20 protein-coding genes and 1 tRNA gene are annotated in these 21,551 nt (G+C 59.4%); 14 read left to right on the forward strand and 7 right to left on the reverse strand.

All coding sequences use genetic code 11. The features are described from left to right. Window positions 1-29: 29 nt before the first annotated feature. Window positions 30-290, reverse strand: a complete 261-nt coding sequence (locus TQ38_RS16265) for a hypothetical protein (protein ID WP_113941935.1) — start codon at window positions 288-290, stop codon at window positions 30-32. On the opposite strand from TQ38_RS16265, the gene TQ38_RS16270 reads away from it, so the two are divergent. Beyond that, window positions 289-576: a hypothetical protein gene (locus TQ38_RS16270; protein ID WP_043980189.1), complete on the forward strand. Its 288-nt coding sequence runs from the start codon at window positions 289-291 to the stop codon at window positions 574-576. The genes TQ38_RS16265 and TQ38_RS16270 overlap by 2 nt on opposite strands. Before the next feature lie 163 nt (window positions 577-739). On the opposite strand, the gene TQ38_RS16275 is transcribed toward TQ38_RS16270, so the two are convergent. After that, window positions 740-1,336, reverse strand: coding sequence for a recombinase family protein (locus TQ38_RS16275; protein ID WP_043980193.1), 597 nt, complete (start codon window positions 1,334-1,336; stop codon window positions 740-742). Window positions 1,337-1,578: 242 nt separating this feature from the next. On the opposite strand from TQ38_RS16275, the gene TQ38_RS16280 reads away from it, so the two are divergent. The 6 genes from TQ38_RS16280 to TQ38_RS16305 all read left to right on the forward strand — a co-directional run bounded on the left by TQ38_RS16280 (window position 1,579) and on the right by TQ38_RS16305 (window position 10,084). Then, window positions 1,579-1,866, forward strand: coding sequence for a hypothetical protein (locus tag TQ38_RS16280; protein WP_162792260.1), 288 nt, complete (start codon window positions 1,579-1,581; stop codon window positions 1,864-1,866). A 690-nt stretch (window positions 1,867-2,556) separates the two neighbouring features. Beyond that, entirely contained in the window at window positions 2,557-4,056 is a 1,500-nt protein-coding gene (locus TQ38_RS16285) for a class I SAM-dependent DNA methyltransferase (RefSeq protein ID WP_043980207.1), read from the forward strand. Further along, window positions 4,046-5,092, forward strand: coding sequence for a virulence RhuM family protein (locus tag TQ38_RS16290; RefSeq protein WP_043980205.1), 1,047 nt, complete (start codon window positions 4,046-4,048; stop codon window positions 5,090-5,092). Before TQ38_RS16285 ends, TQ38_RS16290 begins: the two co-directional genes overlap by 11 nt. After that, window positions 5,089-6,285: a restriction endonuclease subunit S gene (locus TQ38_RS16295; protein ID WP_052506019.1), complete on the forward strand. Its 1,197-nt coding sequence runs from the start codon at window positions 5,089-5,091 to the stop codon at window positions 6,283-6,285. Before TQ38_RS16290 ends, TQ38_RS16295 begins: the two co-directional genes overlap by 4 nt. After that, window positions 6,282-9,338 (forward strand): type I restriction endonuclease subunit R, encoded by a 3,057-nt coding sequence (locus TQ38_RS16300; RefSeq protein ID WP_043980203.1) that lies wholly within the window; start codon window positions 6,282-6,284, stop codon window positions 9,336-9,338. Before TQ38_RS16295 ends, TQ38_RS16300 begins: the two co-directional genes overlap by 4 nt. Beyond that, window positions 9,338-10,084 carry a M48 family metallopeptidase gene (locus TQ38_RS16305; protein ID WP_043980200.1) on the forward strand — a complete coding sequence of 249 codons (747 nt, stop codon included), beginning with the start codon at window positions 9,338-9,340 and terminating at the stop codon, window positions 10,082-10,084. Before TQ38_RS16300 ends, TQ38_RS16305 begins: the two co-directional genes overlap by 1 nt. On the opposite strand, the gene TQ38_RS16310 is transcribed toward TQ38_RS16305, so the two are convergent. Then, entirely contained in the window at window positions 10,062-10,508 is a 447-nt protein-coding gene (locus TQ38_RS16310; protein WP_043980197.1) for a hypothetical protein, read from the reverse strand. The genes TQ38_RS16305 and TQ38_RS16310 overlap by 23 nt on opposite strands. Window positions 10,509-10,697: 189 nt before the next feature. Here TQ38_RS16310 and TQ38_RS16315 point away from each other — a divergent pair, with 189 nt between their 5' ends. Beyond that, complete coding sequence (locus TQ38_RS16315; protein ID WP_052506018.1) at window positions 10,698-11,651, forward strand: DNA N-6-adenine-methyltransferase; 954 nt, start codon at window positions 10,698-10,700, stop codon at window positions 11,649-11,651. Between the two features lie 696 nt (window positions 11,652-12,347). Beyond that, entirely contained in the window at window positions 12,348-13,826 is a 1,479-nt protein-coding gene (locus TQ38_RS16320) for a hypothetical protein (RefSeq protein WP_043980196.1), read from the forward strand. A 531-nt stretch (window positions 13,827-14,357) separates the two neighbouring features. Here TQ38_RS16320 and TQ38_RS16325 read toward each other — a convergent pair. Further along, window positions 14,358-14,645, reverse strand: a complete 288-nt coding sequence (locus TQ38_RS16325; RefSeq protein WP_162792260.1) for a hypothetical protein — start codon at window positions 14,643-14,645, stop codon at window positions 14,358-14,360. 242 nt (window positions 14,646-14,887) lie between these two features. On the opposite strand from TQ38_RS16325, the gene TQ38_RS16330 reads away from it, so the two are divergent. Beyond that, window positions 14,888-15,484 (forward strand): recombinase family protein, encoded by a 597-nt coding sequence (locus tag TQ38_RS16330; RefSeq protein ID WP_043980193.1) that lies wholly within the window; start codon window positions 14,888-14,890, stop codon window positions 15,482-15,484. Between the two features lie 163 nt (window positions 15,485-15,647). Here TQ38_RS16330 and TQ38_RS16335 read toward each other — a convergent pair whose 3' ends face one another. Beyond that, a complete protein-coding gene (locus TQ38_RS16335; protein WP_043980189.1) occupies window positions 15,648-15,935 on the reverse strand; it encodes a hypothetical protein in 288 nt (95 codons plus the stop codon). Here TQ38_RS16335 and TQ38_RS29995 point away from each other — a divergent pair. From TQ38_RS29995 to TQ38_RS16345, 3 genes are all read left to right on the forward strand, one after another. Then, window positions 15,934-16,521 (forward strand): hypothetical protein, encoded by a 588-nt coding sequence (locus TQ38_RS29995; protein WP_162792261.1) that lies wholly within the window; start codon window positions 15,934-15,936, stop codon window positions 16,519-16,521. The genes TQ38_RS16335 and TQ38_RS29995 overlap by 2 nt on opposite strands. Before the next feature lie 183 nt (window positions 16,522-16,704). Further along, a complete protein-coding gene (locus TQ38_RS16340; RefSeq protein WP_043980670.1) occupies window positions 16,705-17,058 on the forward strand; it encodes a helix-turn-helix domain-containing protein in 354 nt (117 codons plus the stop codon). Between the two features lie 4 nt (window positions 17,059-17,062). Further along, complete coding sequence (locus TQ38_RS16345) at window positions 17,063-17,599, forward strand: ImmA/IrrE family metallo-endopeptidase (protein WP_043980671.1); 537 nt, start codon at window positions 17,063-17,065, stop codon at window positions 17,597-17,599. A 625-nt stretch (window positions 17,600-18,224) separates the two neighbouring features. On the opposite strand, the gene TQ38_RS16350 is transcribed toward TQ38_RS16345, so the two are convergent. Next, window positions 18,225-19,718 carry a site-specific integrase gene (locus tag TQ38_RS16350; protein ID WP_162792262.1) on the reverse strand — a complete coding sequence of 498 codons (1,494 nt, stop codon included), beginning with the start codon at window positions 19,716-19,718 and terminating at the stop codon, window positions 18,225-18,227. A 74-nt stretch (window positions 19,719-19,792) separates the two neighbouring features. Then, a tRNA-Gly gene (locus TQ38_RS16355) sits at window positions 19,793-19,866 on the reverse strand. Window positions 19,867-20,169: 303 nt separating this feature from the next. Here TQ38_RS16355 and TQ38_RS16360 point away from each other — a divergent pair. Beyond that, complete coding sequence (locus TQ38_RS16360; RefSeq protein ID WP_052505915.1) at window positions 20,170-21,540, forward strand: malonyl-CoA decarboxylase; 1,371 nt, start codon at window positions 20,170-20,172, stop codon at window positions 21,538-21,540. Window positions 21,541-21,551: the final 11 nt, after the last annotated feature.

The raw sequence follows: 21,551 nt of genomic DNA on the forward strand, positions 1-21,551 counted from the left end.
CCCTAGGATTGGCAGATTTCCGGGGTATTTCATGAGGTTGTTGCGGCGGGTAGCGGGAACGGCACCGCCGCCGCTGGCGGGGATGGCTTCAACGATGGCTCTCCGGTTGGCATTCCAGTGATGATCGAGCCCAGTCGAGCGTTGAGTTCGTTGATGGCGGTACCCGCATCGTGGGCGGCGCGCAGGCGCGCGATCAGATCGTCGATGTCGGTACCAGTGGCCGGGGCATCATCGACCGCATCATGAAGTGGGTACGCTGCGCCGGTCGGCGTGTCGAAGCGGTCGGTCATGATGTATGCCTCCATGATGGGCGTGGGTGCTGGTGGAGCCTCGGTCGAGGAGATCGTTGCGGAAGGCAGGCTGGGTCACCATGATAGCCTCGTACGATCTGGAGAGAACATGGGCGGTGAGGACATCGACGTATTGCTGATCGAAGCTGCGGCAGCCCGAGGGTGCGACCAGTGTGGCGGGCATTTCCATGATGGTCGGATCACCATCAGGGGTGACGAAGTTCTCTCGGTGGTATGCCGGTCCTGCGTCGATGGGGGTGTCGCGATGTCGAGGACGTTGCATTGATCCCCGATGACGATGATGGCCCTTGTCCGTGCCCGCTGTGCCGGGAAGACGTCCCTGACGAAATCGTCGCGATGATCATGGAGTCCGCAGCCCAGAAGGGTACGACGATGACGAAGGAAGAGTTCCTCGACTGGTTGGACCGCGTGGGGCGCGAGCCCTGAGGTCAGGCAGCTTCGGCCATCTTGGTCTTGAGGCGATGGACAGTCCCGACCCCGACGCGCAGCTTCTTGGCGGTCGCATTGATGCTGATCCCCCGGTTGAGGGATCGCTTGATCCGTTCGACCTTGTCTGGGTCGAGCGCGGGACGGCCACCCTTCTTGTCAGAACGGGCAAGACCTGCGCGCACGCGTTCTGAGATCATGGCCCGCTCATACTCGCTGAACACGCTGAGCATTCCGTACAGGGCACGGCCAGATGGTGTTGAAGTGTCGAGTGCTTGGACGTGAAGGTAGAGATCGACGCCGCGCGCGTCGAGGTCAGCGAGCATGGAGACCAGATGCTGAAGGCTCCTTCCAAGCCTGCATACCGACCACGCCGCGATCATGTCGAACTCGCGTCGGGTGACGCCCTTGAGAAGGGCGTCAAGACCGGGCCGCTTCTCACGCCCGCGTGCGCCCGAGATGCCTTCGTCGGTGTAGTGGCCGACGATCTCCCAGCCCATGCGCTCGGCAGCGGCGTGGAGGTCTCGAAGCTGATTATCCGTGGTCTGCTTGCCGTCCGAGGTCGAGACCCGCGTATAGATCGCCACTCGCTTCGCCATGCCCGCTCCATCACCTGATTGATCGGTTTTGGAAATATATGGAAAGAAGTTGATCGTCTATGACGATAATAAGATATGGTCTATGCTCTGATCGGAGAGCATCTACGCGACCAGAAATCTCACTTCAGCGCCTGTAGGCAACGCCCTGTCCCAAAAGAGGCTCGGAGGTGTAAATATCTCGGGGCCTCAAATGAATACCATTTGCCGAGGTCAATATGCCTCGGCTTCCAATGGAGGCACGCATGGCATTCGGGTACGAGAACTGGAAAAACACCACCGCAGGTATCGAGACGGGTTGCGTGATCAGGCTCAAGGCGAGCGAGATTATTTCCGCCGCGCAGTCGGGCCAACCACCTGTTCGCGTCATCGCCGCTGATATCAGGCAGCACCTTGGTACCCAGCAGAACAATGCGTTCATCGGACGAATGATCCGCGAATGGCTCGGCCCAACCTTCCGCGTGACCGGGCGGGAGAAATGGCAACGTGAGGACGGCACGGAATCTGGTGCGGTCTACGATCAAGCTGCATGAAAGCGCGAGGGCGAGCCATGCTCGCCCTCAAGACGCGCGACGATGGAAGCGAACAACCACCGCCGCCGTCGGCCTTCCACATTCAACCGGTTCTGGAATGGCGGAAATAGCCGGGCATGACGCGGCGGAAATGCTCGTTTTTTTCAGCCCGGAAACAGACGGGTTTGTGGAATGCCTCGCCCGCGAACGTAGCAACCCACCCGGCACGCTGCACGTTAGTGTACGTGATTTGAAATACCGCTGGCCCACATGCTCACCGGCCTAAGCCTCACCATCGAGAGTAGTCTGGCTTGCGCGCGCATGATCCATGCTCCCGACGACCCCGATGGTGAACGATATGTGGTACTCTGCTGCGACCGATAATGGCCAGCGCAACGCCCCCGACAAGGCAGAGCACCATGCGCGATAACTATGGGGTGCCGAAGGGCCAACCATTAAACCCCTTCGTGCGTATGACTTCAACCTCACCTCAGAATCGGAATACAGAGCGAAAGTAGGCTCGACATCCGAAGGTGCTAGAGCCAGTCGTATGCGTTGGCGCTGGGCTGATTTGACGTTTGAGATCGACGTTTCTCTCTGCAGACAGAACACTCTGCCCAGCCACGTCTCTGCGTTGCTCCAACGGGTGACAACGGGCTTCTCAAGCCATGATCGGCCCTATAGACACGCCTCGTACAACCCGAGGATCGAATGCGGAAATTGACACAGAGCGAACTGGAGCGACATCTCTGGGGCGCGGCAGACATCCTGCGCGGCACCGTCGATGCAGGCGACTACAAGCAGTACATCTTCGGCCTTCTCTTTTTCAAACGCCTCTGTGATGTCTGGGACGAAGAGTTCGAGACCCTGCTCGCGGAGACCGGCGACCAGATGGAAGCTGCCGACCCCGACGAGCACCGCTTCCACGTACCATCCGAGCATCGCTGGGATGCCGTAAGACAGCAATCCACGCAGATCGGACAGCGGCTGAACAATGCGCTAGCGGCCATCGAAGACGCAAACCTGCGTCTGCGGGGGGTCTTCGGGGATGTGGACTTCGCCAATCAGGACCGCTTCTCCGATGCCTTGCTGGAAAAGCTGCTAGGTCATTTTGAGAAGTACCGCCTTCGCAACGCGGATGTGCCAGCCGACATGCTCGGCGACGCCTACCTCTATCTCATCAAGATGTTCGCCGAGGGCGCGGGCAAGAAGGGCGGCGAGTTCTACACGCCGCGCCAGATCGTCCGGCTTATGGTCGAGATCATCGACCCGCGCCCCGGAATGTCGGTCTACGATCCCACCTGCGGGTCGGCGGGCATGTTGCTGGAGACGGTGCAGTATCTGAAAGACCGGGGCGAGGATGCCCGCAGCCTTTCGCTTTATGGGCAGGAGAAGAACTTCGCGACGTGGGGCATCGCCGAGATCAACCTGTTCCTGCACGACGTAGACGACGCCTTCATCGCCAAGGGCGATACGATCCTCTCGCCTAAGCGGTATGACCCCAAGGCCCGCGAGTTTGTCGAGGGCATCGGTGCCTACGACCGCGTGCTCGCCAACCCACCCTTCTCGGAGAAGGTGTGGGGCTACGAGGTGTGGCAGAACGGCGATCCGTTCGGGCGCGACGACTATGGCTGTCCGCCCAAGGGCTATGGTGATCTTGCGTTCGTGCAGCATATGCTTGCCAGCCTCAAGGATGGCGGAATGCTGGCAGTGGTGGTGCCGCATGGCGTGTTGTTCCGTGGCGGGGCCGAAGGCCGCATCAGGGAAGCTATGCTGGTTGCTGACGTGATCGAGGCGGTGGTCGGCCTTGCGCCCAATCTGTTCTATGGAGCGGGCATCCCTGCCGCGCTGCTGATCTGCCGAAAGAAGAAGCCGGTCGAGCGGCGCGGCAAGGTGCTCGTCGTCAATGGCGATGCCACTTATCGGCCCGGCAAGGCACAGAACTTCCTGACCGAGACCCACGTGAAGGCGCTGGCCGATGCGGTGCATGGCTTTGCCGACATCGACAAGCTGGCCCGCGTGGTGCCGGTGAACGAGATCGCTGCTAACGCCTACAACCTCAACATCAGCCGCTATGTGCAGACCGGCGCGGATGCCGAGGCAGTTGATGTCGCGGCCGAGGTGGCCAAGCTGCAAGACCTGATTGCCAAGCGCAATGACGCCGAGACCGTGATGTTCAGCCACCTGCGGAGGCTCGGCTATGTCGAGTGAGATCATCCTCTACAACACCGAGGATGGCCGGGCAGCCTTCCAACTCAAGGCGGAGCAAGGTTCAGTCTGGCTCACGCAGGTTCAGCTTGCCGACCTGTTCGAGACCACGGTGTCAAACATTAACAAGCACATCAAGGCCATTCTCGACGAGGGCGAGCAGCCCGAGGCAACTATTGAGCGTTTCTCAATAGTTCAAACCGAGGGCGAACGCAGCGTCACCCGGTTGGTGGCGCACTATGCATTGCCGATGATCCTCGCCGTGGGCTTCCGCGTGCGTTCGCCGCGTGGAAGCCAATTCCGACGCTGGGCGGCGGCCAGCCTGTCAGAGTATCTGGTCAAGGGCTTCGTCATGGACGACGCCAAACTGAAGGACCCGCAAGCCGACTATTTTGAGGAACTGCTCGCCCGCATCCGGGACATCCGCTCGTCGGAGAAGCTGTTCTACCAGAAGGTGCTGGCGATCTACTCCACCAGCGCCGACTATGACCCCAGAGCCGAGGCCACGCAGACCTTCTTCGCCACCGTGCAGAACAAAATGCATTGGGCCGCCCACGGCCACACCGCCGCCGAGATCGTCGCCGCCCGCGCCAATGCTGCCAAGGATCACATGGGGCTAACCTCATGGGGCAACCAGTCCAAGGATGGTGCGCCGCGCAAAAGCGATGTCCCCATCGCCAAGAACTATCTGGCGGCGGATGAGATCGAGGCGCTGAATCGCATCGTCACCGCCTATCTGGAGTTTGCCGAGTTGCAGGCGATGAGCCGTAAGGCGATGACAATGCAGGGTTGGATCACCAAGCTGGACGACTTTCTGCGATTGGGCGACCGCGACATTCTGACCCATGCGGGCAAGGTGTCCGCCGAGGTGGCCAAGGCCAAGGCGCTGGCACAATATGACCAGTGGCACGTGCGCCAGATCGACGCACCCAGCGCCGTGGAGACCGCGTTTCTGGAGGCGACGCAGAAGGCCAAGACCATTGGTGCGGGGCGGCCCCCAAGACCCTCAAAGCCCAAGCCGAAGGGCAAGGGCAAATGACTGACGTAGTCGAAATGACGCGGGTCACGTCGGACCTGCCGGACGGATGGCGATCTGTCCCGTTCAGCGCACTTGCCGATTATGTAAACGGTAGGGCGTTCAAGCCAGAGGATTGGGGAACCAAGGGACTGCCGATCATCAGGATCGCGCAGATTACGAACCCTAACGCGGAAGCCAACTTTTTCGATGGAGAGGTTGATCCCCGTAATCTCATCGACAGCGACGACCTGATCTTCTCATGGTCGGCAACGCTTGCTGTCATGCGGTGGACCAAGGGACCAGCGATCCTCAATCAGCACTTGTTCAAAGTGACGCCCAAAAAAGGGGTGGACCGCGATTGGTTGCGATACCGGCTTGAGGCATCCATGCCCGACCTTGCCGATGAAGCGCATGGCACCACCATGAAGCACATCCGCAAAGGGACGCTCTCGTCCAAAACCACCTTTGTCCCATCCCTCGACGAGCAGCGGCGGATCGCCGAGGTGTTGCGGTCAGTGGATGAGGCGATTGCTGCGAGCCAAGCGACGCTCAATCAATCGGAAGTTGCCCTATCGGCGTTGTCCGATGAGCTATTCGCGGCTGCAATGCCCGGTGTTGGCAACGAATGGCGACAATACGCCCTTGAAGACATGCTGGACAACATCATCGATTATCGGGGTGTTCCGCCGCCGAAGGCTGACAGCGGCATACCGCTTCTCACGGCCAAGAATGTCCGTTTCGGCTATCTCGACTTTGAGCCTCGCGAATTTATCGCCGCGCACGACTTTGACAGTTGGATGCGTCGAGGGCTTCCGTCCGCTGGCGACATCATGTTCACGACTGAAGCGCCACTTGGGAATGTCGCCGAGTTTCCGGATATCAAGGCGGCGCTCGGGCAACGGACGCTGACACTCGTGCCAAAGCCGGGGGCGCTTGACGCGAAGTTTTTGAAATGGCTGCTCCTTTCCAAGCCAGTGCAGGCTTTGATCTGGTCCCACGCCACGGGGTCAACGGCAAAAGGGATAAAGCAGCGAACCTTCCGCAAGCTCAAGTTTGGCTTCCCCACGCTACATGAACAGGTCCGAATTGCAGAAGTGATGGAGGACATCGGGGCGGCACGCGATGCTGCCAAACGATCCAACGAGGCGTATGCCGTAATGAAGGCACACTTGATGTCCGACCTTCTCTCCGGCCAAGTTCGGGTACCCGTATGAGCGAGTATCGCCTTGCCGAGAAGCCCGCGATGGAAGTGCTGGCGGCGCTGGGCTACCAGCCGCTTGCGCCCGAGGCGGCGCTGGAGATGCGGGTGGAAGAGAACCGCGTCATCCTCAAGCCAGTGCTGATCGCGGCATTGCAGGCGCTGAACGGCATCGGCGCGGGCGATGCCGAGGCGGTCTATAACGACCTTGCCACCCTGTCCGACAATGAGGAATGGCAACGCAAGCTGCGCGGCGGCTATTCGCGCCGCCTGTCCGGCGAAAACCGTGACCGGCCCATTGCCCTGATCGACTTCAAGACGCCCGGTAACAACAGCTTCCACGTCGTGCGCCAGTTTCGCGTCGCCGCCCAGCGCCCGCGCATCCCTGATATCGTACTGTTCGTGAACGGTATCCCGCTGGTGGTGATCGAGGCCAAGAGCCCGCTCAAGACCACCGCCAAGGCCGAGGAAGCCTTCGAGCAGATCAAGCAGTATGAGCGCGACATCCCGCGCCTGTTTGCGTCCAACGCCTTCAACATCGTCACCGATGGCATGACCACCCTGTACGGCGCGACCGAAGCGCCGTCGCAGTTCTATGCCCCGTGGCCGGATGCTTGGCCGCGTACGCTGGCCGACTTTCCCGATGATCTCGCGAAAGACCTGTGGTGTCTGTGCGAGCCTTCCCGGTTCCTCGACCTGCTGGCCCACTTCATCGTCTTCGAGATCGACCCGGAAACGGGCCGGAAGATCAAGAAGGTTTGCCGCTACCAGCAGTTCCGCGCGGTCAACAAGGCCGTGGAGCGGGTTGCTGCGGGCAAGTACAGGAAGGGCCTAATCTGGCACACGCAGGGCTCGGGCAAGAGCCTGACCATGGTATTCCTCGCCCTCAAGCTGAAAACCCACCTGACGCTCGACGCGCCGACCCTCGCCAATCCTAACATCCTTGTGCTGACGGATCGGATCGACCTCGACAACCAGATCAGCGGCACCTTCGTCGCTTGCGGTTTGCCCAATCCCAAGCAGTGCGGATCGGTGGCGGACTTGCGCGATGCCGTAGGGCGCGGCGGCAACGGCCAAATCCTGCTCTCCACCATCTTCAAATTTGCGGGGTCACGCGACCCCATCCCGGCGTCGGATAACTGGATCGTGCTGGTTGATGAGTGTCACCGCACGCAGGAAAAAGACCTCGGTGCCTATCTGCAGGCGACCTTGCCCGATGCCCATTTCTACGGCTTTACCGGCACCCCCATCAAATCGACCGATAAGGATACCTACGCGCGGTTCAGCATCGCGGGCGAAGGCTATCTCGACAAGTACGGCATCGACGATGCCGTGCGCGACGGCGCGACCGTGCCGATCCTGTACGAAGGCCGCAAGGCCGACTGGGCTATCAACGAGGCCGAGATCGACATCCTGTTCGACCGCTGGTTCGTCGATCTGCCGGACGACAAGCGGGAGGAGTTGAAGCGCAAGGGCCTGACGCTTGCCACCCTAGCCAAGCACCCGGAGCGTATCCGCCTGATCGCCTTGGACATCTGGGAGCACTTCAAGCAGGTGTGCCAGCCGGACGGCTTCAAAGCGCAGATCGTCGCCGTGGATCGCGAGGCCGTGATCCTCTACCGTGCCGCTCTGTCGGCAGCCATCACCGCCGATCTGGAGCGAGATGGTTTGGACGCCGCCGCGCAGACGCACGCCGACAGCATGATCGCTTGCGTCTATTCCAAGAGCCAAGAGGACAATAAGCCCTCCGAGAACGCTGACGTGCAGGCGCTGCGCGAGGGGCTGGAGGCCTTCTACCTCGATGCCGAGGCCGAGCGAGAAGCCAAACGGCAGTTCAAATTCTTCGGACAGCAGCCGAACTTCCTGATCGTATGCGACAAGCTGCTGACCGGGTTCGACGCACCCATCGAGCACGTCATGTATCTCGACAAGCCGCTCAAAGAACATGGGCTGTTGCAGGCCATCGCCCGGACCAATCGCACCTGTTCGCTGAAACTGCCTGATGGCGGTGAGATCACCAAGCCCAATGGCCGCATCGTCGATTACATCGGCGTCACCGGCCATCTCGATGAGGCGTTGCAGTCCTATCGTTCGGAGGATGTCGAACATGCGATGCGCGACATCGCGATCTTGCGCAACGACCTCAAGGAAGCTCATGCTCGGTATCGGGTACAGAAGCGCGCTATGGGGCTGGAGGGCATGGACGAGAAAGCGGCGGCTTATGCCGTTGGCAAGTTCGCCAGTACCGATGCGGAAGACGGGGGCCGCGAAGACGAATGGTTCGACCTCCAGCGGTTCGCGCGGGTTTTCATTAGGGTCTATGCCGACCTTTCTCCCGACCCCGCCATCCTCGACTACACCGCCGAGGTGAAATGGGCGGCAGCTTTCCTCCGATTGGCAACGCAGGTGATCGCCAAGGACGAAAGCCTCGATCACCGCAGCTACAGCGGCAAGATCAGGGACATGCTGGAGCAGCACGTCCACGTCACCGGCCTGTCCACCACGATCCGGCTGCGCGACATCACCGACCCCAACTTCGCCGACGATTTTGCCACGGAAGAAAAATCCGAAGCCGAGTTGCAGGAGGCATTCGTGCGCAAGTCTGCCGAGCTTCGCCGGGTCACGCGCGAACTGGTAGACAAAAATCCGGCCCAGTACGGCCGCTTCTCCGAGCGGGTTTTAGAGATCATCCGGCGCTTCGAGGCCGGGCAGGTTGCCGCCGCCGATGGTTTGGCCGACTTCGAGGACTTGGTAGGGGGCATCCATGCAGAGCAGGGCGCTCATGCTGAGCTTGGGATGGACGAGAACGCGTTCGCGATCTTACGCATCATGGAAGCCATCGTACCCGACGCCAACCGCCCGTCATTGATCGGCGCGGCGGTCTCCATCGGTAAGGTCTACGCCGACGCCGCCGTGACGCAGCCCGCCTTTGCGCACATGGAATCCTACTTGCGCTCCTTGCGTCAGCAGGTCCGGCGTATCCTAACCGAAAACGGTGTGGGCGAAACAAAGGCGATCCGTGAGCAGGTGGAGGATTTTGCGATCAACGCGTTCGGGACGGGGCGCTGATGCCGACGTTTCAGATAGGCCGAAAGGAGTTCACGTACGACCTGCGCCGGTCTGCGGCGGCGTCGGAGCGTCGAATTACGATCACGCCCGGCCATATCGAGGTGTTGGCGTTGCAGGAGGACGGCGACAGCGAGATCGCCGATTTTCTGACGCGCAAGCGGCAGTGGCTATTTGACACTGTCCAAGAAATGGAACGGGTCACTGCGAGCCGTCACGCCGTGCCCCGGTTCGCCACCGGTTCGAAGATACCCTATCGTGGTAGGCGAATGCCGCTCACAGTTCGCCGGACTGATGCAGACCGGGCGGCGGTATCCTATCGCAACGGCTTCGTTGTCGATCTGCCTCACTGGGTCGAAGGGGACCCGGATCGTATAGTCGCCAGTGAACTCAAGCATTGGCTCAAGCAACGCGCGCGGCTTGATGTCAATGATGTTGTGGGGGCTTACCGGCGACGTTTCCGCCTTGAGCCTCGCTCGGTAAGGGTAGCCGACCTTAGACAGGGATGGGGATCATGCGGCGCAGAGGGTAACATATTAGTGAACTGGCACCTCGTGTTCGCGCCGAAGAAAGTGCTGGAATACGTGGTCGTCCACGAACTTGCGCACCTGCGCCACCGTTCACATGCAGCCGAATTTTGGGCGTTCGTGCAGACGATGCTGCCGGACTTTACCACGCCGAAGGATTGGCTGGACAACCATCAAACTGAATTATCGGCTGATTTCCTTAATCCCTGCGGTGCCGATTAATCTCATGTCTTGTCTTTTCGACGGTCGCAGAGTATCTTGCGCGGCTATCGAGCAAGGGTCGCTCCATGATGTGCACGGCGTCACGGTAACCGCTGATGTACCCGAAACCGCTCCCCTCACTCAACGCGGTTTCGTAGAAATCGGCGTGAAGCCCGGCAACGAGAAGACGGCCACCAGTCTCGGCGAGTTCATCGTCAAGCACCCTCATGGCTGCAACCACTGACATGGTGGAGCGACCGATCCACTCGACCCCATCCGACCCTTCGATCCGAACGTAATATCCAGCGAACCGGCGGCGTTCGGGGAATTGAACATCACGTTCTACGTCCATGACGCCAAACTCAAATTCCGCCACCTCTCCTCCATCGTCAACGGCGATGTGGCACTGGCCTGTGGCTCGGGGATGATACCTGATTTTTTCCATGACACCCTATTTATGCCGCCGTGGGCTGACGTCAGGCAATTCGGGCATTCACGGCTAGGTATCTCCAACGTCGCGCACGCGTGCCGCTACCGGACATTGGGGATACCGCTCGTCAGGTGGTTGCGCGCTTCACATTTTTGCCCTTCGAAGCCGCACACGCTGATATTGAAATATGATTGATTCCTGACCGTGAAATTGCTTGAAGAGATCGCCGCCGCCAGACGGGGCAAAGGCCTGACCCAAGACGCTCTAGCCGGGCATGTCGGAACAGATCGCCAAGGCATTCATCGCCTTGAGCGCGGTATCGGATCGCTCGAATTGCTAGTGAAGGTGATGGGCGCGGTGGATTTCCACATCGTGGGCTTGGCGCGCGGACGCACCTTGTCTCAGCAACTCGGAAATCGCAGGCTCACACTTGGCCGCTCCAAGCAGGATGTTGCGGCGCAGGCCGGGATCACGGCTGCGACTCTAGCGCGAATGGAAGCGGGCGGTGGCTCCATCGCCACAGTTCTCAAGGTTCTTGATGCTATTGGGCCGAAGAAGATGGCGCGTCAGAAACCTCAAAAGACGATCCTGACGCCCCTGTCGCTTGCTCAGAAGGACAAAAGATTTACCCCTTGCGAGTTCCTCGACAAACTTACTTCCGTCTGGGGCGAGATCGACCTCGATCCTTGCGCGCATCTTGAATCGCCGGTTCGAGCCAGACGCCGCATTCTCCTGTCAGCAGGTGGCGACGGCCTGCGCGATGACTGGTGCGGGCATTTCACTTATATGAACCCGCCATTTTCAGCCGCAAGCTTGTTCTTGAAGCGGGCAAACGAGATGCATTCAAGCGGCAAGGTCGGGGTTGTTGTCGGGCTAGTTCCTGCGAACACAGACGCGGCGTATTTTCAGACTGACATCGTGCCGGTGTGCGATATTGGCTTCCTGCGTGGACGCATGCAGTTCGGTCGTGAGGCCGGAACCGGGCCGGACCGGCGCAATCGCGCACCCTTTGCCGTCATGCTCGTGGTTTGGGGCGCTACACGGGCGGAAATCGAACATTTCCGTTCATTGCACCCCAGCGTATGGATGATGCATGAGCACGAGCGCCCGCGCGAAATCATACGCGCCGAATTACTGCCCATTCTTGAGTTCACCTGACTGACCGCAATTGGGTGTGGCGTCATCACCCCTCCGGGGGCGCTGCGCGGCGGATAGCGGGCTGCGCCCGGATTTCATGGCGGATTGCATCGCTTATCGGTCAGGACTCCGTTGCGCAACCAACGGCTGAAAACAGGAAACAGAATCCGTCCCCTGTATTTCATTTTCACATGGGTTTGGTCATGTCCAATCCGGCGATAGCCTGCCGACGAAGATCAACAGATGACGGGCGCGCTTTTGCGCGACTGGCCATCGGTTGTGATGAGGCGACGCGCGTCCGGTTAGCGGCGCTTGGCGCTAAGTGGGCGGCTATTAACATATTGATTACATAGGGTTATTGCCCCTCGCTTCGGCACGACCTCACCGACGGGCAGTGACCTACCTGAAGCGAATGACCAGTCGCGCAAGGGCGCGCCCAGCCCCTCGCTTCAGGTAGGTCACTTTCTTTATGGACTCGGCCTTCGCCGTTTAGGCATAAGCCGTCGCTTATCGAGAAACATGGCCAGTGGACACATAAAATTGGTGTATTTATCCATATAGTATCTTTACGAACAAGCGCACCGATTAATAATGACGCACCACGTATTAGCTCTGTAACTACAGATTTCAGAGTTAAGAGGTTTAAGTTTTTAAGTGATTATTCGATATGATAGCGGTCCATGTGGATCGCGCAAGACGACCCGCTGTGTCGACCATATGGGTTCTGCCCCCGGTCTCTACGTCTACGCCGTGGACCGCCGTGAGGTCATGGCAACCCGCTCACGACTGATCGCCGCAGCCGCCGCGCGCGTGGGGATCACACCTCCAATCATCCGGGTGATAAAGTCCGCTCTTGACCGCTTCGATGAGGAAGGCACGCTGACTGTCCGTCAGGACATTGCGCGTGTCCCGAACGAACTCCAATTCGCACGCCACGTCGTGATCATCATCACGCATGAAGCGCTGAAGTCCGCCGATTGGTCATCGTTCGCAGGATGGCATCTCGTCGTGGACGAGATACCCAACTTGTGGGACCATGAGTTGCGCCGAACACCGGCCCACGCCGCACACTTTCAAGCGCATTATGGCCTTGAGCGGGTCGTCGGAACGTCATTCTCCATCGTTTCGGCAAAGCCCAATGCACCGAGCCTCGCCGACTATCAGAATGACGCTACGGCCTCGACGTGGGCTAACTTCCACAAACGCATTACGTCCGGCCATGGCGTCTACGTGAATATCCACGATTGGCGCGAGATGGCACTCAGAAACGCGACGTGGTCGTGGTATTCAGTCTGGGACATCCACGAGCTTGCGTCCTTCAGCGAGGTCTGGATCGTCGGTAACGCCTTCGAGCACAGTGTGACCTATGGCCTGATCACCGCCCTATTCTGCACCCCGGCCAACCCAGAGCATCAGGTCACTTTCGAATCGTTGCCGACCACCGTGACTGCGCACGAATGGGCGAAGAGGTCCGTGCGCATCCGCTACTTCGCGAAGGATCACAATGCGGGGTCATTCCTTTGGCATGACGATGCTAGTCCATACAAGGACGCCCAGCATCGTTGGGCCGACTGGATCGCGGCAAACAGTGATGACGATAACCACTACTGGACAGCTAACCTGCGTCACGTCACGGCATGGAAGGGCAAAATTCCCGGTCAGGCGATCAGCCCCAAGATCGCCGGTTCGAATGAGTATCGCGATCTCACCACCGTTTCGGTCTGCTACAGTGCGAAAGGCAATCCGGCGGAAATCTCAGCCCTCAAGTTGTTTGGGATTACCCCGGCCATGGTCACACGCAGCCGCGAAATGGAAGACCTCATCCAGATTGTGTTTCGCAGTTCGCTTCGGGTCGCGGACGACACTCGCCCAGTGGACATCCGAGTCTACGATCTTTCGCAAGCCGAGTTCCTGAAGTCCTATTTCGAGGTGGCCGGGTTCCCATTCGAGGTCGATCTTGAGCACGTAGACATCGGGCTTGATGATGTTGCGCGCAAGTCTCTCAAACAACACCGTCTCGACAGGAAGCTGGAGCGCTGTGCGACCGAGGCGGAGCGCCAAGCCGCCATCACGAAATCGACCATGACAAAGGCAGAGAAGGAACGGGCGCGCAAAGCCCGGATCAAGGCCAAGAAGGTCGCTGCCGGTGAAGTTGTCCGGGGGAGAGGTCGTCCGAGAAAGGCAGTCGGGAGCTAAAAAATGTCGGTGATCCGACCTGCTCTTTGCCAAAATCAGCGATAGATTTGAGATAATTATAGGGGGTCATGTCTTGCTGGACGTTGAAGGGGTTTAATGGTTGGCCCTTCGGCACCCCATAGTTATCGCGCATGGTGCTCTGCCTTGTCGGGGGCGTTGCGCTGGCCATTATCGGTCGCAGCAGAGTACCACATATCGTTCACCATCGGGGTCGTCGGGAGCATGGATCATGCGCGCGCAAGCCAGACTACTCTCGATGGTGAGGCTTAGGCCGGTGAGCATGTGGGCCAGCGGTATTTCAAATCACGTACACTAACGTGCAGCGTGCCGGGTGGGTTGCTACGTTCGCGGGCGAGGCATTCCACAAACCCGTCTGTTTCCGGGCTGAAAAAAACGAGCATTTCCGCCGCGTCATGCCCGGCTATTTCCGCCATTCCAGAACCGGTTGAATGTGGAAGGCCGACGGCGGCGGTGGTTGTTCGCTTCCATCGTCGCGCGTCTTGAGGGCGAGCATGGCTCGCCCTCGCGCTTTCATGCAGCTTGATCGTAGACCGCACCAGATTCCGTGCCGTCCTCACGTTGCCATTTCTCCCGCCCGGTCACGCGGAAGGTTGGGCCGAGCCATTCGCGGATCATTCGTCCGATGAACGCATTGTTCTGCTGGGTACCAAGGTGCTGCCTGATATCAGCGGCGATGACGCGAACAGGTGGTTGGCCCGACTGCGCGGCGGAAATAATCTCGCTCGCCTTGAGCCTGATCACGCAACCCGTCTCGATACCTGCGGTGGTGTTTTTCCAGTTCTCGTACCCGAATGCCATGCGTGCCTCCATTGGAAGCCGAGGCATATTGACCTCGGCAAATGGTATTCATTTGAGGCCCCGAGATATTTACACCTCCGAGCCTCTTTTGGGACAGGGCGTTGCCTACAGGCGCTGAAGTGAGATTTCTGGTCGCGTAGATGCTCTCCGATCAGAGCATAGACCATATCTTATTATCGTCATAGACGATCAACTTCTTTCCATATATTTCCAAAACCGATCAATCAGGTGATGGAGCGGGCATGGCGAAGCGAGTGGCGATCTATACGCGGGTCTCGACCTCGGACGGCAAGCAGACCACGGATAATCAGCTTCGAGACCTCCACGCCGCTGCCGAGCGCATGGGCTGGGAGATCGTCGGCCACTACACCGACGAAGGCATCTCGGGCGCACGCGGGCGTGAGAAGCGGCCCGGTCTTGACGCCCTTCTCAAGGGCGTCACCCGACGCGAGTTCGACATGATCGCGGCGTGGTCGGTATGCAGGCTTGGAAGGAGCCTTCAGCATCTGGTCTCCATGCTCGCTGACCTCGACGCGCGCGGCGTCGATCTCTACCTTCACGTCCAAGCACTCGACACTTCAACACCATCTGGCCGTGCCCTGTACGGAATGCTCAGCGTGTTCAGCGAGTATGAGCGGGCCATGATCTCAGAACGCGTGCGCGCAGGTCTTGCCCGTTCTGACAAGAAGGGTGGCCGTCCCGCGCTCGACCCAGACAAGGTCGAACGGATCAAGCGATCCCTCAACCGGGGGATCAGCATCAATGCGACCGCCAAGAAGCTGCGCGTCGGGGTCGGGACTGTCCATCGCCTCAAGACCAAGATGGCCGAAGCTGCCTGACCTCAGGGCTCGCGCCCCACGCGGTCCAACCAGTCGAGGAACTCTTCCTTCGTCATCGTCGTACCCTTCTGGGCTGCGGACTCCATGATCATCGCGACGATTTCGTCAGGGACGTCTTCCCGGCACAGCGGGCACGGACAAGGGCCATCATCGTCATCGGGGATCAATGCAACGTCCTCGACATCGCGACACCCCCATCGACGCAGGACCGGCATACCACCGAGAGAACTTCGTCACCCCTGATGGTGATCCGACCATCATGGAAATGCCCGCCACACTGGTCGCACCCTCGGGCTGCCGCAGCTTCGATCAGCAATACGTCGATGTCCTCACCGCCCATGTTCTCTCCAGATCGTACGAGGCTATCATGGTGACCCAGCCTGCCTTCCGCAACGATCTCCTCGACCGAGGCTCCACCAGCACCCACGCCCATCATGGAGGCATACATCATGACCGACCGCTTCGACACGCCGACCGGCGCAGCGTACCCACTTCATGATGCGGTCGATGATGCCCCGGCCACTGGTACCGACATCGACGATCTGATCGCGCGCCTGCGCGCCGCCCACGATGCGGGTACCGCCATCAACGAACTCAACGCTCGACTGGGCTCGATCATCACTGGAATGCCAACCGGAGAGCCACCGTTGAAGCCATCCCCGCCAGCGGCGGCGGTGCCGTTCCCGCTACCGGAACCGAACCCGGCCACGCAAGAAATCGCGCCAGATCAACAGGGTACACTCAGACCCGGTTCGCACGTCTGGCAGTCTCCCGCTACCCGCTCCAAGCCTTCAAAACATACTGAAATGCCACGGAAATCTGCCACTTCTGGGGCCGATATTTGCGCATGGGCCACAGTCGTGGGTCACAACGACGCCCTCGGTGCAGCGATAAATCACGAGAATCGCGCAGAAAGTCGTCCTCAACTGTGGGTCACAAACGTGGGTCACAAACGGTCGATTCGCGGCCTGTACCGGCGCGGCTCGATCTACCAATTTCGTGTGCGTCAAAATCGCCCGGAATACCCCATCCGATAAGACGGCCCGATTCCGGGGAGGCTGACAGCGCGCGCCCACGTCAACCTCACCTTGTTATCTAACCAACCTATTGCATTCCACGATTCAACCTGCTAGGTTTATCGAAATAGGCCTCTCGGGTTGATTCGTCGCAAACTCTGAGTTACGACGTAACGTCAAGCAGGGGATAAAAGGACACAGCCAATGATTACGGAACTCGGAAAGGAGCTACGCAAGATTAGGATCGATAGGGACGAGCGACTGCTGGATATGGCCACTCGATTGGACAAGTCCGCTGCATTCGTGTCGGCCGTTGAGGTCGGGAAGAAAACGCCGCCCTCGGGTTTCGAGGAAGCCGTAATCACCATTTACGGGTTGGCGGCTGACGTTGCTTCGCGGCTTCGGAGCGCATCGGATCGCGCTCGGAAAGCTTTTATCATCGAACCAAATTCGACCTTGGGGAAAGATACCGCCGGGTTGCTCGCGCGCCAGATGAACAATCTATCAGCGGATGAACTCAACGAAATTCAAAATATTTTGAACCGGAAGAAGGAGTAATCACGTGAGTGGCCAAAACTTCATCGTCCCAGCGAGAAGCTGGAACGACATTGAGCAGATAGCTCAAGGTTGGCGGTCGAAGTTCGGCCTCGACGAGATTCCGTACACGCCCATCATGGAAATGATGGAGAAAATTCTCGACAATCGCTTGAACGTTTTCACGCTAATCCCGATGGATGTCGCGGAGATGGGTCCTGCCGAAGGATATACCGATCCTGATGGCGAATACATCTGGCTGCGGGAAGACGTCTATCGGGGCGCATGGGCCGGTGAACCGCGTGATCGGTTTACCGCAGCCCATGAGCTTTCACATTGGGCGATGCACACGAAGATTCCGCTAGCTCGCGCTATGCCTAGCCAAAATATTCCAGCGTATCGTTTGAGCGAACCTCAGGCCAACCAGTTCGCGAGCGAACTACTAATGCCCGCACGATTTTTCAGCCCGGCAGATACCGCTCAGGTCGTAATGGAAAGGCATGGAGTGGGTTATAAAGCCGCAACCAATCGACTTGAATATCTTCAGCGAAAGGGAAAGCTGTAAAGAAAAAGACCTGAGCAGGGCTCAGGTCTCGAATTTTCTTATCGGGCTCACAGGGGCTCGCCGGTAAGGAAGCCTCAGACAAGCGCCCAACTCATATTAGCATCCGCTCGCTAGCGGGATGAGCTTCGCTTGTCAAGGCAAATATCGCCCCTCGGAGACGCGGTATGGCGACGGGAACTCTCCCGCCAGCACCCCCCGGATATCGCTACATCTTTCGCCCTTGGCGGAAGTGTACGCATACCGGCAAGGTGCTCTACGCTAAGGCTTTCGGGCTGAAAGCGTGGCCTATTCTCATCCCGGTGTAAACCGAGACTGAGGCGACGGTGGGCTTTGTGCCCACCGTCGTTAGGGGACCGCCATTCAACGTCTCATTGTGCAACTTGCTTTGATAGGAGCATACAATGAGTACGCCTAAAGGACCTCGTAAAACCGTCTATCGCAATTCCGATGACGGACGTTTCGTTACCGAAAAATATGCAGACCGACATCCGAAAACGACTGAAAAGGAACGTGTGATCGTTCCAACGCCTAGCAAATAACCAATCGGTGTGCCCCGGCTCAAACCGGGGCACACCAACTCTTTGAGCGGTGAGCCCCGCTTGGGCTACCGGTCTTTCAAGGCGCGTCATCGGGGCCGTTTGAGCAAATGTGAAAGATCGAGTTCAGGATACTCGATGACGGAAATGGCGTCATAGAGAATCTGCGGTCGGTACCCTGAACCATAATCATCGGCACTCTCGCTCTGGGTCCCGCCTGCTATCCATCCACCCAATCGAAGAGCGATATCCCGATCAATTCGGGCATTGCGCGCGGCGTCCCGAAAACCATGCCTGAACGAGTGGAAACAGGTCTTTGCAGCCGCTGCATTTGCGCTCACCAAAAATCGCGAAAACCATCGAGAGAACGCCACCGAACGGAAACCCCGAGCGCCTGCTGGAAGGTCGTCGAAAAGCTTGATGGTCCCGTTTTTTCGCTGGTCGCTGACGAACGCGCTAAGCCCAAGATCGAGCAAGCTCGGATGAACAGGAACCAGCCGCTCACTTGACTTGGTCTTGAGCGTTTTGTCACGGGTTCCGGCGAGGCTCTTGCTCGTGACGGCAAAGCAGAGCACCCCTTCGATGGTCCGCACATCCGCCACATCTAACTGGCAAATCTCATTCAATCTCATTCCGGACCACAGCGCGATGAGCGGTACCCAATATCGCGCCCCTTTTGCAACTACGTCTCCCGGCGTGGCGTAACCATGCTGATCGTCCCTGCAACCCGTGTAGATCGGCGCGGTGAATACCCGACGTAGCTGCCAAAGCTCGAACGGCTTACGGCGATCCTGCGGATGCACTGGCTCAGCAATTTGAAGTCCACGTGCTGGATTACGTCCGATGTATTCTTCTGCTACCGCCCAGTTCAGCATGGTCGCGAAACGAGCCATGTACGCGTTGAGGTTGGTAGCGTTGATCGTCCTGATCCGTGCGTCCGCTTTCGCGAGGCTAGCAGCGTTACGAATAGATATTGCGCCGAACTTCTTCCCGACATTAACGGGCAGCCAACGGAGCGTTTCAAGCAAATTACGGCAGTCCTCACGAGTAATTTCCGTAACCAACTTTTCCTGACCAAAGATGTCTTCGATCACACGTCGGGTCGTGTGGTGAGCCAACATCGTACGATCCGAGCGCCGCTTCGTCGGGTCTTCCAAATACCTCTCGTAGACTTCTGACAGGGTTGGACCCGCGCTCCTCCCGACATCAGACTCGCATCGTGCTGATATGGTGATGGCGGTTGTCTGTGAAACCAGCCCATCCGCAATCCGGCCAACTGCTTTCACCAGCCCCCTCTCCCGGCGGGCCTCCTCGAAAGCAGTCTCCACCTCTGATGCGACTTTCCGGCTCAGTCTGACGGCCAATGAAAGCGAGTCTGTTCGCAGCGACCGCTTCACATGGCTGCTGCCAATGACCTCTCGCAGTTCGACCGGCACACGCACACGAAATTGGTAGATCGAGCCGCGCCGGTACAGGCCGCGAATCGACCGTTTGTGACCCACGTTTGTGACCCACAGTTGAGGACGACTTTCTGCGCGATTCTCGTGATTTATCGCTGCACCGAGGGCGTCGTTGTGACCCACGACTGTGGCCCATGCGCAAATATCGGCCCCAGAAGTGGCAGATTTCCGTGGCATTTCAGTATGTTTTGAAGGCTTGGAGCGGGTAGCGGGAATCGAACCCGCATAGCCAGCTTGGAAGGCTGGAGCTTTACCACTAAGCTATACCCGCTCATGCAGCCCTGGGGCGCAGCGGCCGTGTGGTGTCGCGGGCCGCGTCGTTGGAGGGGCGATTGCCACGGCCCATATGGTTTCGTCAACGACTCTCTTGCACTCGCCTGCGATCGCTTTGAAATCCTGCGCCGTCCCGGGCTGCGGATCGCCGTGGCGGCTTCTGCGCGGCGGCACGGCAGAAACGCCTGTATCTGCGCCATTCGGGCCAGCTTTCGGCAGGCTCATCCCGGCTTCACCGTATTCTCTCGCAGGTGCAGCAGTGATATCCTCGAGCCCTCATCAGCAGAGGACCCGAGACACCATGAACACTTCACGGACCCGCTTCCCCTCGGATGCTCCGGCCGCCAGCGCGGCGGCGAATCCCCGGCGGCGCAATCCGCTCGACCTGCTGATGAACTCAGGGCTGGGTAAGCTGCTGCGCGGGATCGGCGTTGCGCCCCGCCACGACAGCGGTGAAAGCCTGCTCGAAATTGCCGACGCCCTGCTGTCGCTGCGCGGTCGGGCATCGGGGCCCGCGCTGGCCTCGGCCTTCTTCGACCTCTATGAAGCGAGCGACTTGGAAGCGCGGCAGGATTTCCTGGGCAAAGTCCACGATCTGCACCCCGCCGATGCCAAGGCGATCGACAAGGCCATCGCCAAATGGGCCGAAAAGCCCGACGAGGCTTCGGCGCTGGCACTCAATGTCGCCAGCAAGTCACCCAGCCGGCGGCTTATCAACCAGCTCAACCTTGCGCCGCAGGGCACCCAGCGGCTGATCGGGCTGCGCGAGGATCTGCTTGCGGTGCCCAAGGCTGCCTCCACGCCCGGCCTCGCCGCGCTTGACCGCGATCTGGAGAATGCCTTCACCGCCTGGTTCAACGCGGGCTTCCTTGAACTGCGCCGGATCGGCTGGGACAGTTCGGCGCAGCTGCTCGAACGCATCATCCGCTACGAGGCGGTGCACCAGATCCAGGGCTGGGACGATCTGCGCCGCCGGGTCGAGCCGGTCGACCGGCGCTGCTACGGCTTCTTCCACCCGCAGATGCGCGACGACCCTCTCATCTTCGTGGAAGTGGCGCTGACCCCGCAGGTGCCCGGCGCAATCCACCAGATCATCGCCGAGGAGCGCGAGACCATTGCGCCCCGCGATGCGACATGCGCGATCTTCTACTCGATCAGCAATTGCCAGGTCGGCCTCAAGGGCATCCCTTTCGGCAACCACCTTATCAAGCGCGTGGTCGGCCTGCTGAAGGAGGAACTGCCGCACCTCAAAACCTTCGCCACGCTGTCACCAGTGCCTACTTTCGCCAAGTGGCTAGGCAAGGAACAGGCCGGCGAGGCCGCGCTGCCGGGCGCCGCAGACCTGCGCCAGTTGGCCGCGCGTTATCTGGTGGAGACCAAAGGCAAGGCGAACCAGCCGGTGGACCCGGTCGCCCGTTTCCACCTTGGCAACGGGGCGCGGCTTGAGGCGGTCCACGCCAATGCCGACCTTTCCGCCAATGGGCAGAAGCAGTCGCACGGGGTGATGGTGAACTACCTCTACGAACTGGCCGATATCGAGGCGAACTTCTTCGCGCTTACCGAACTGGGCACGGTCGCCACTTCGAAGGCGGTTCAGACCCTGCTCGAGCCGGAGCCGACCGGTAAGAAGGACAAGGGCAAGAAGGCCGCCAAGGATACTGTGGCGGCCTGAAAGGGCGGCCG

Origin of the sequence: Novosphingobium sp. P6W (assembly GCF_000876675.2) — a bacterium.
GTDB lineage: Bacteria > Pseudomonadota > Alphaproteobacteria > Sphingomonadales > Sphingomonadaceae > Novosphingobium.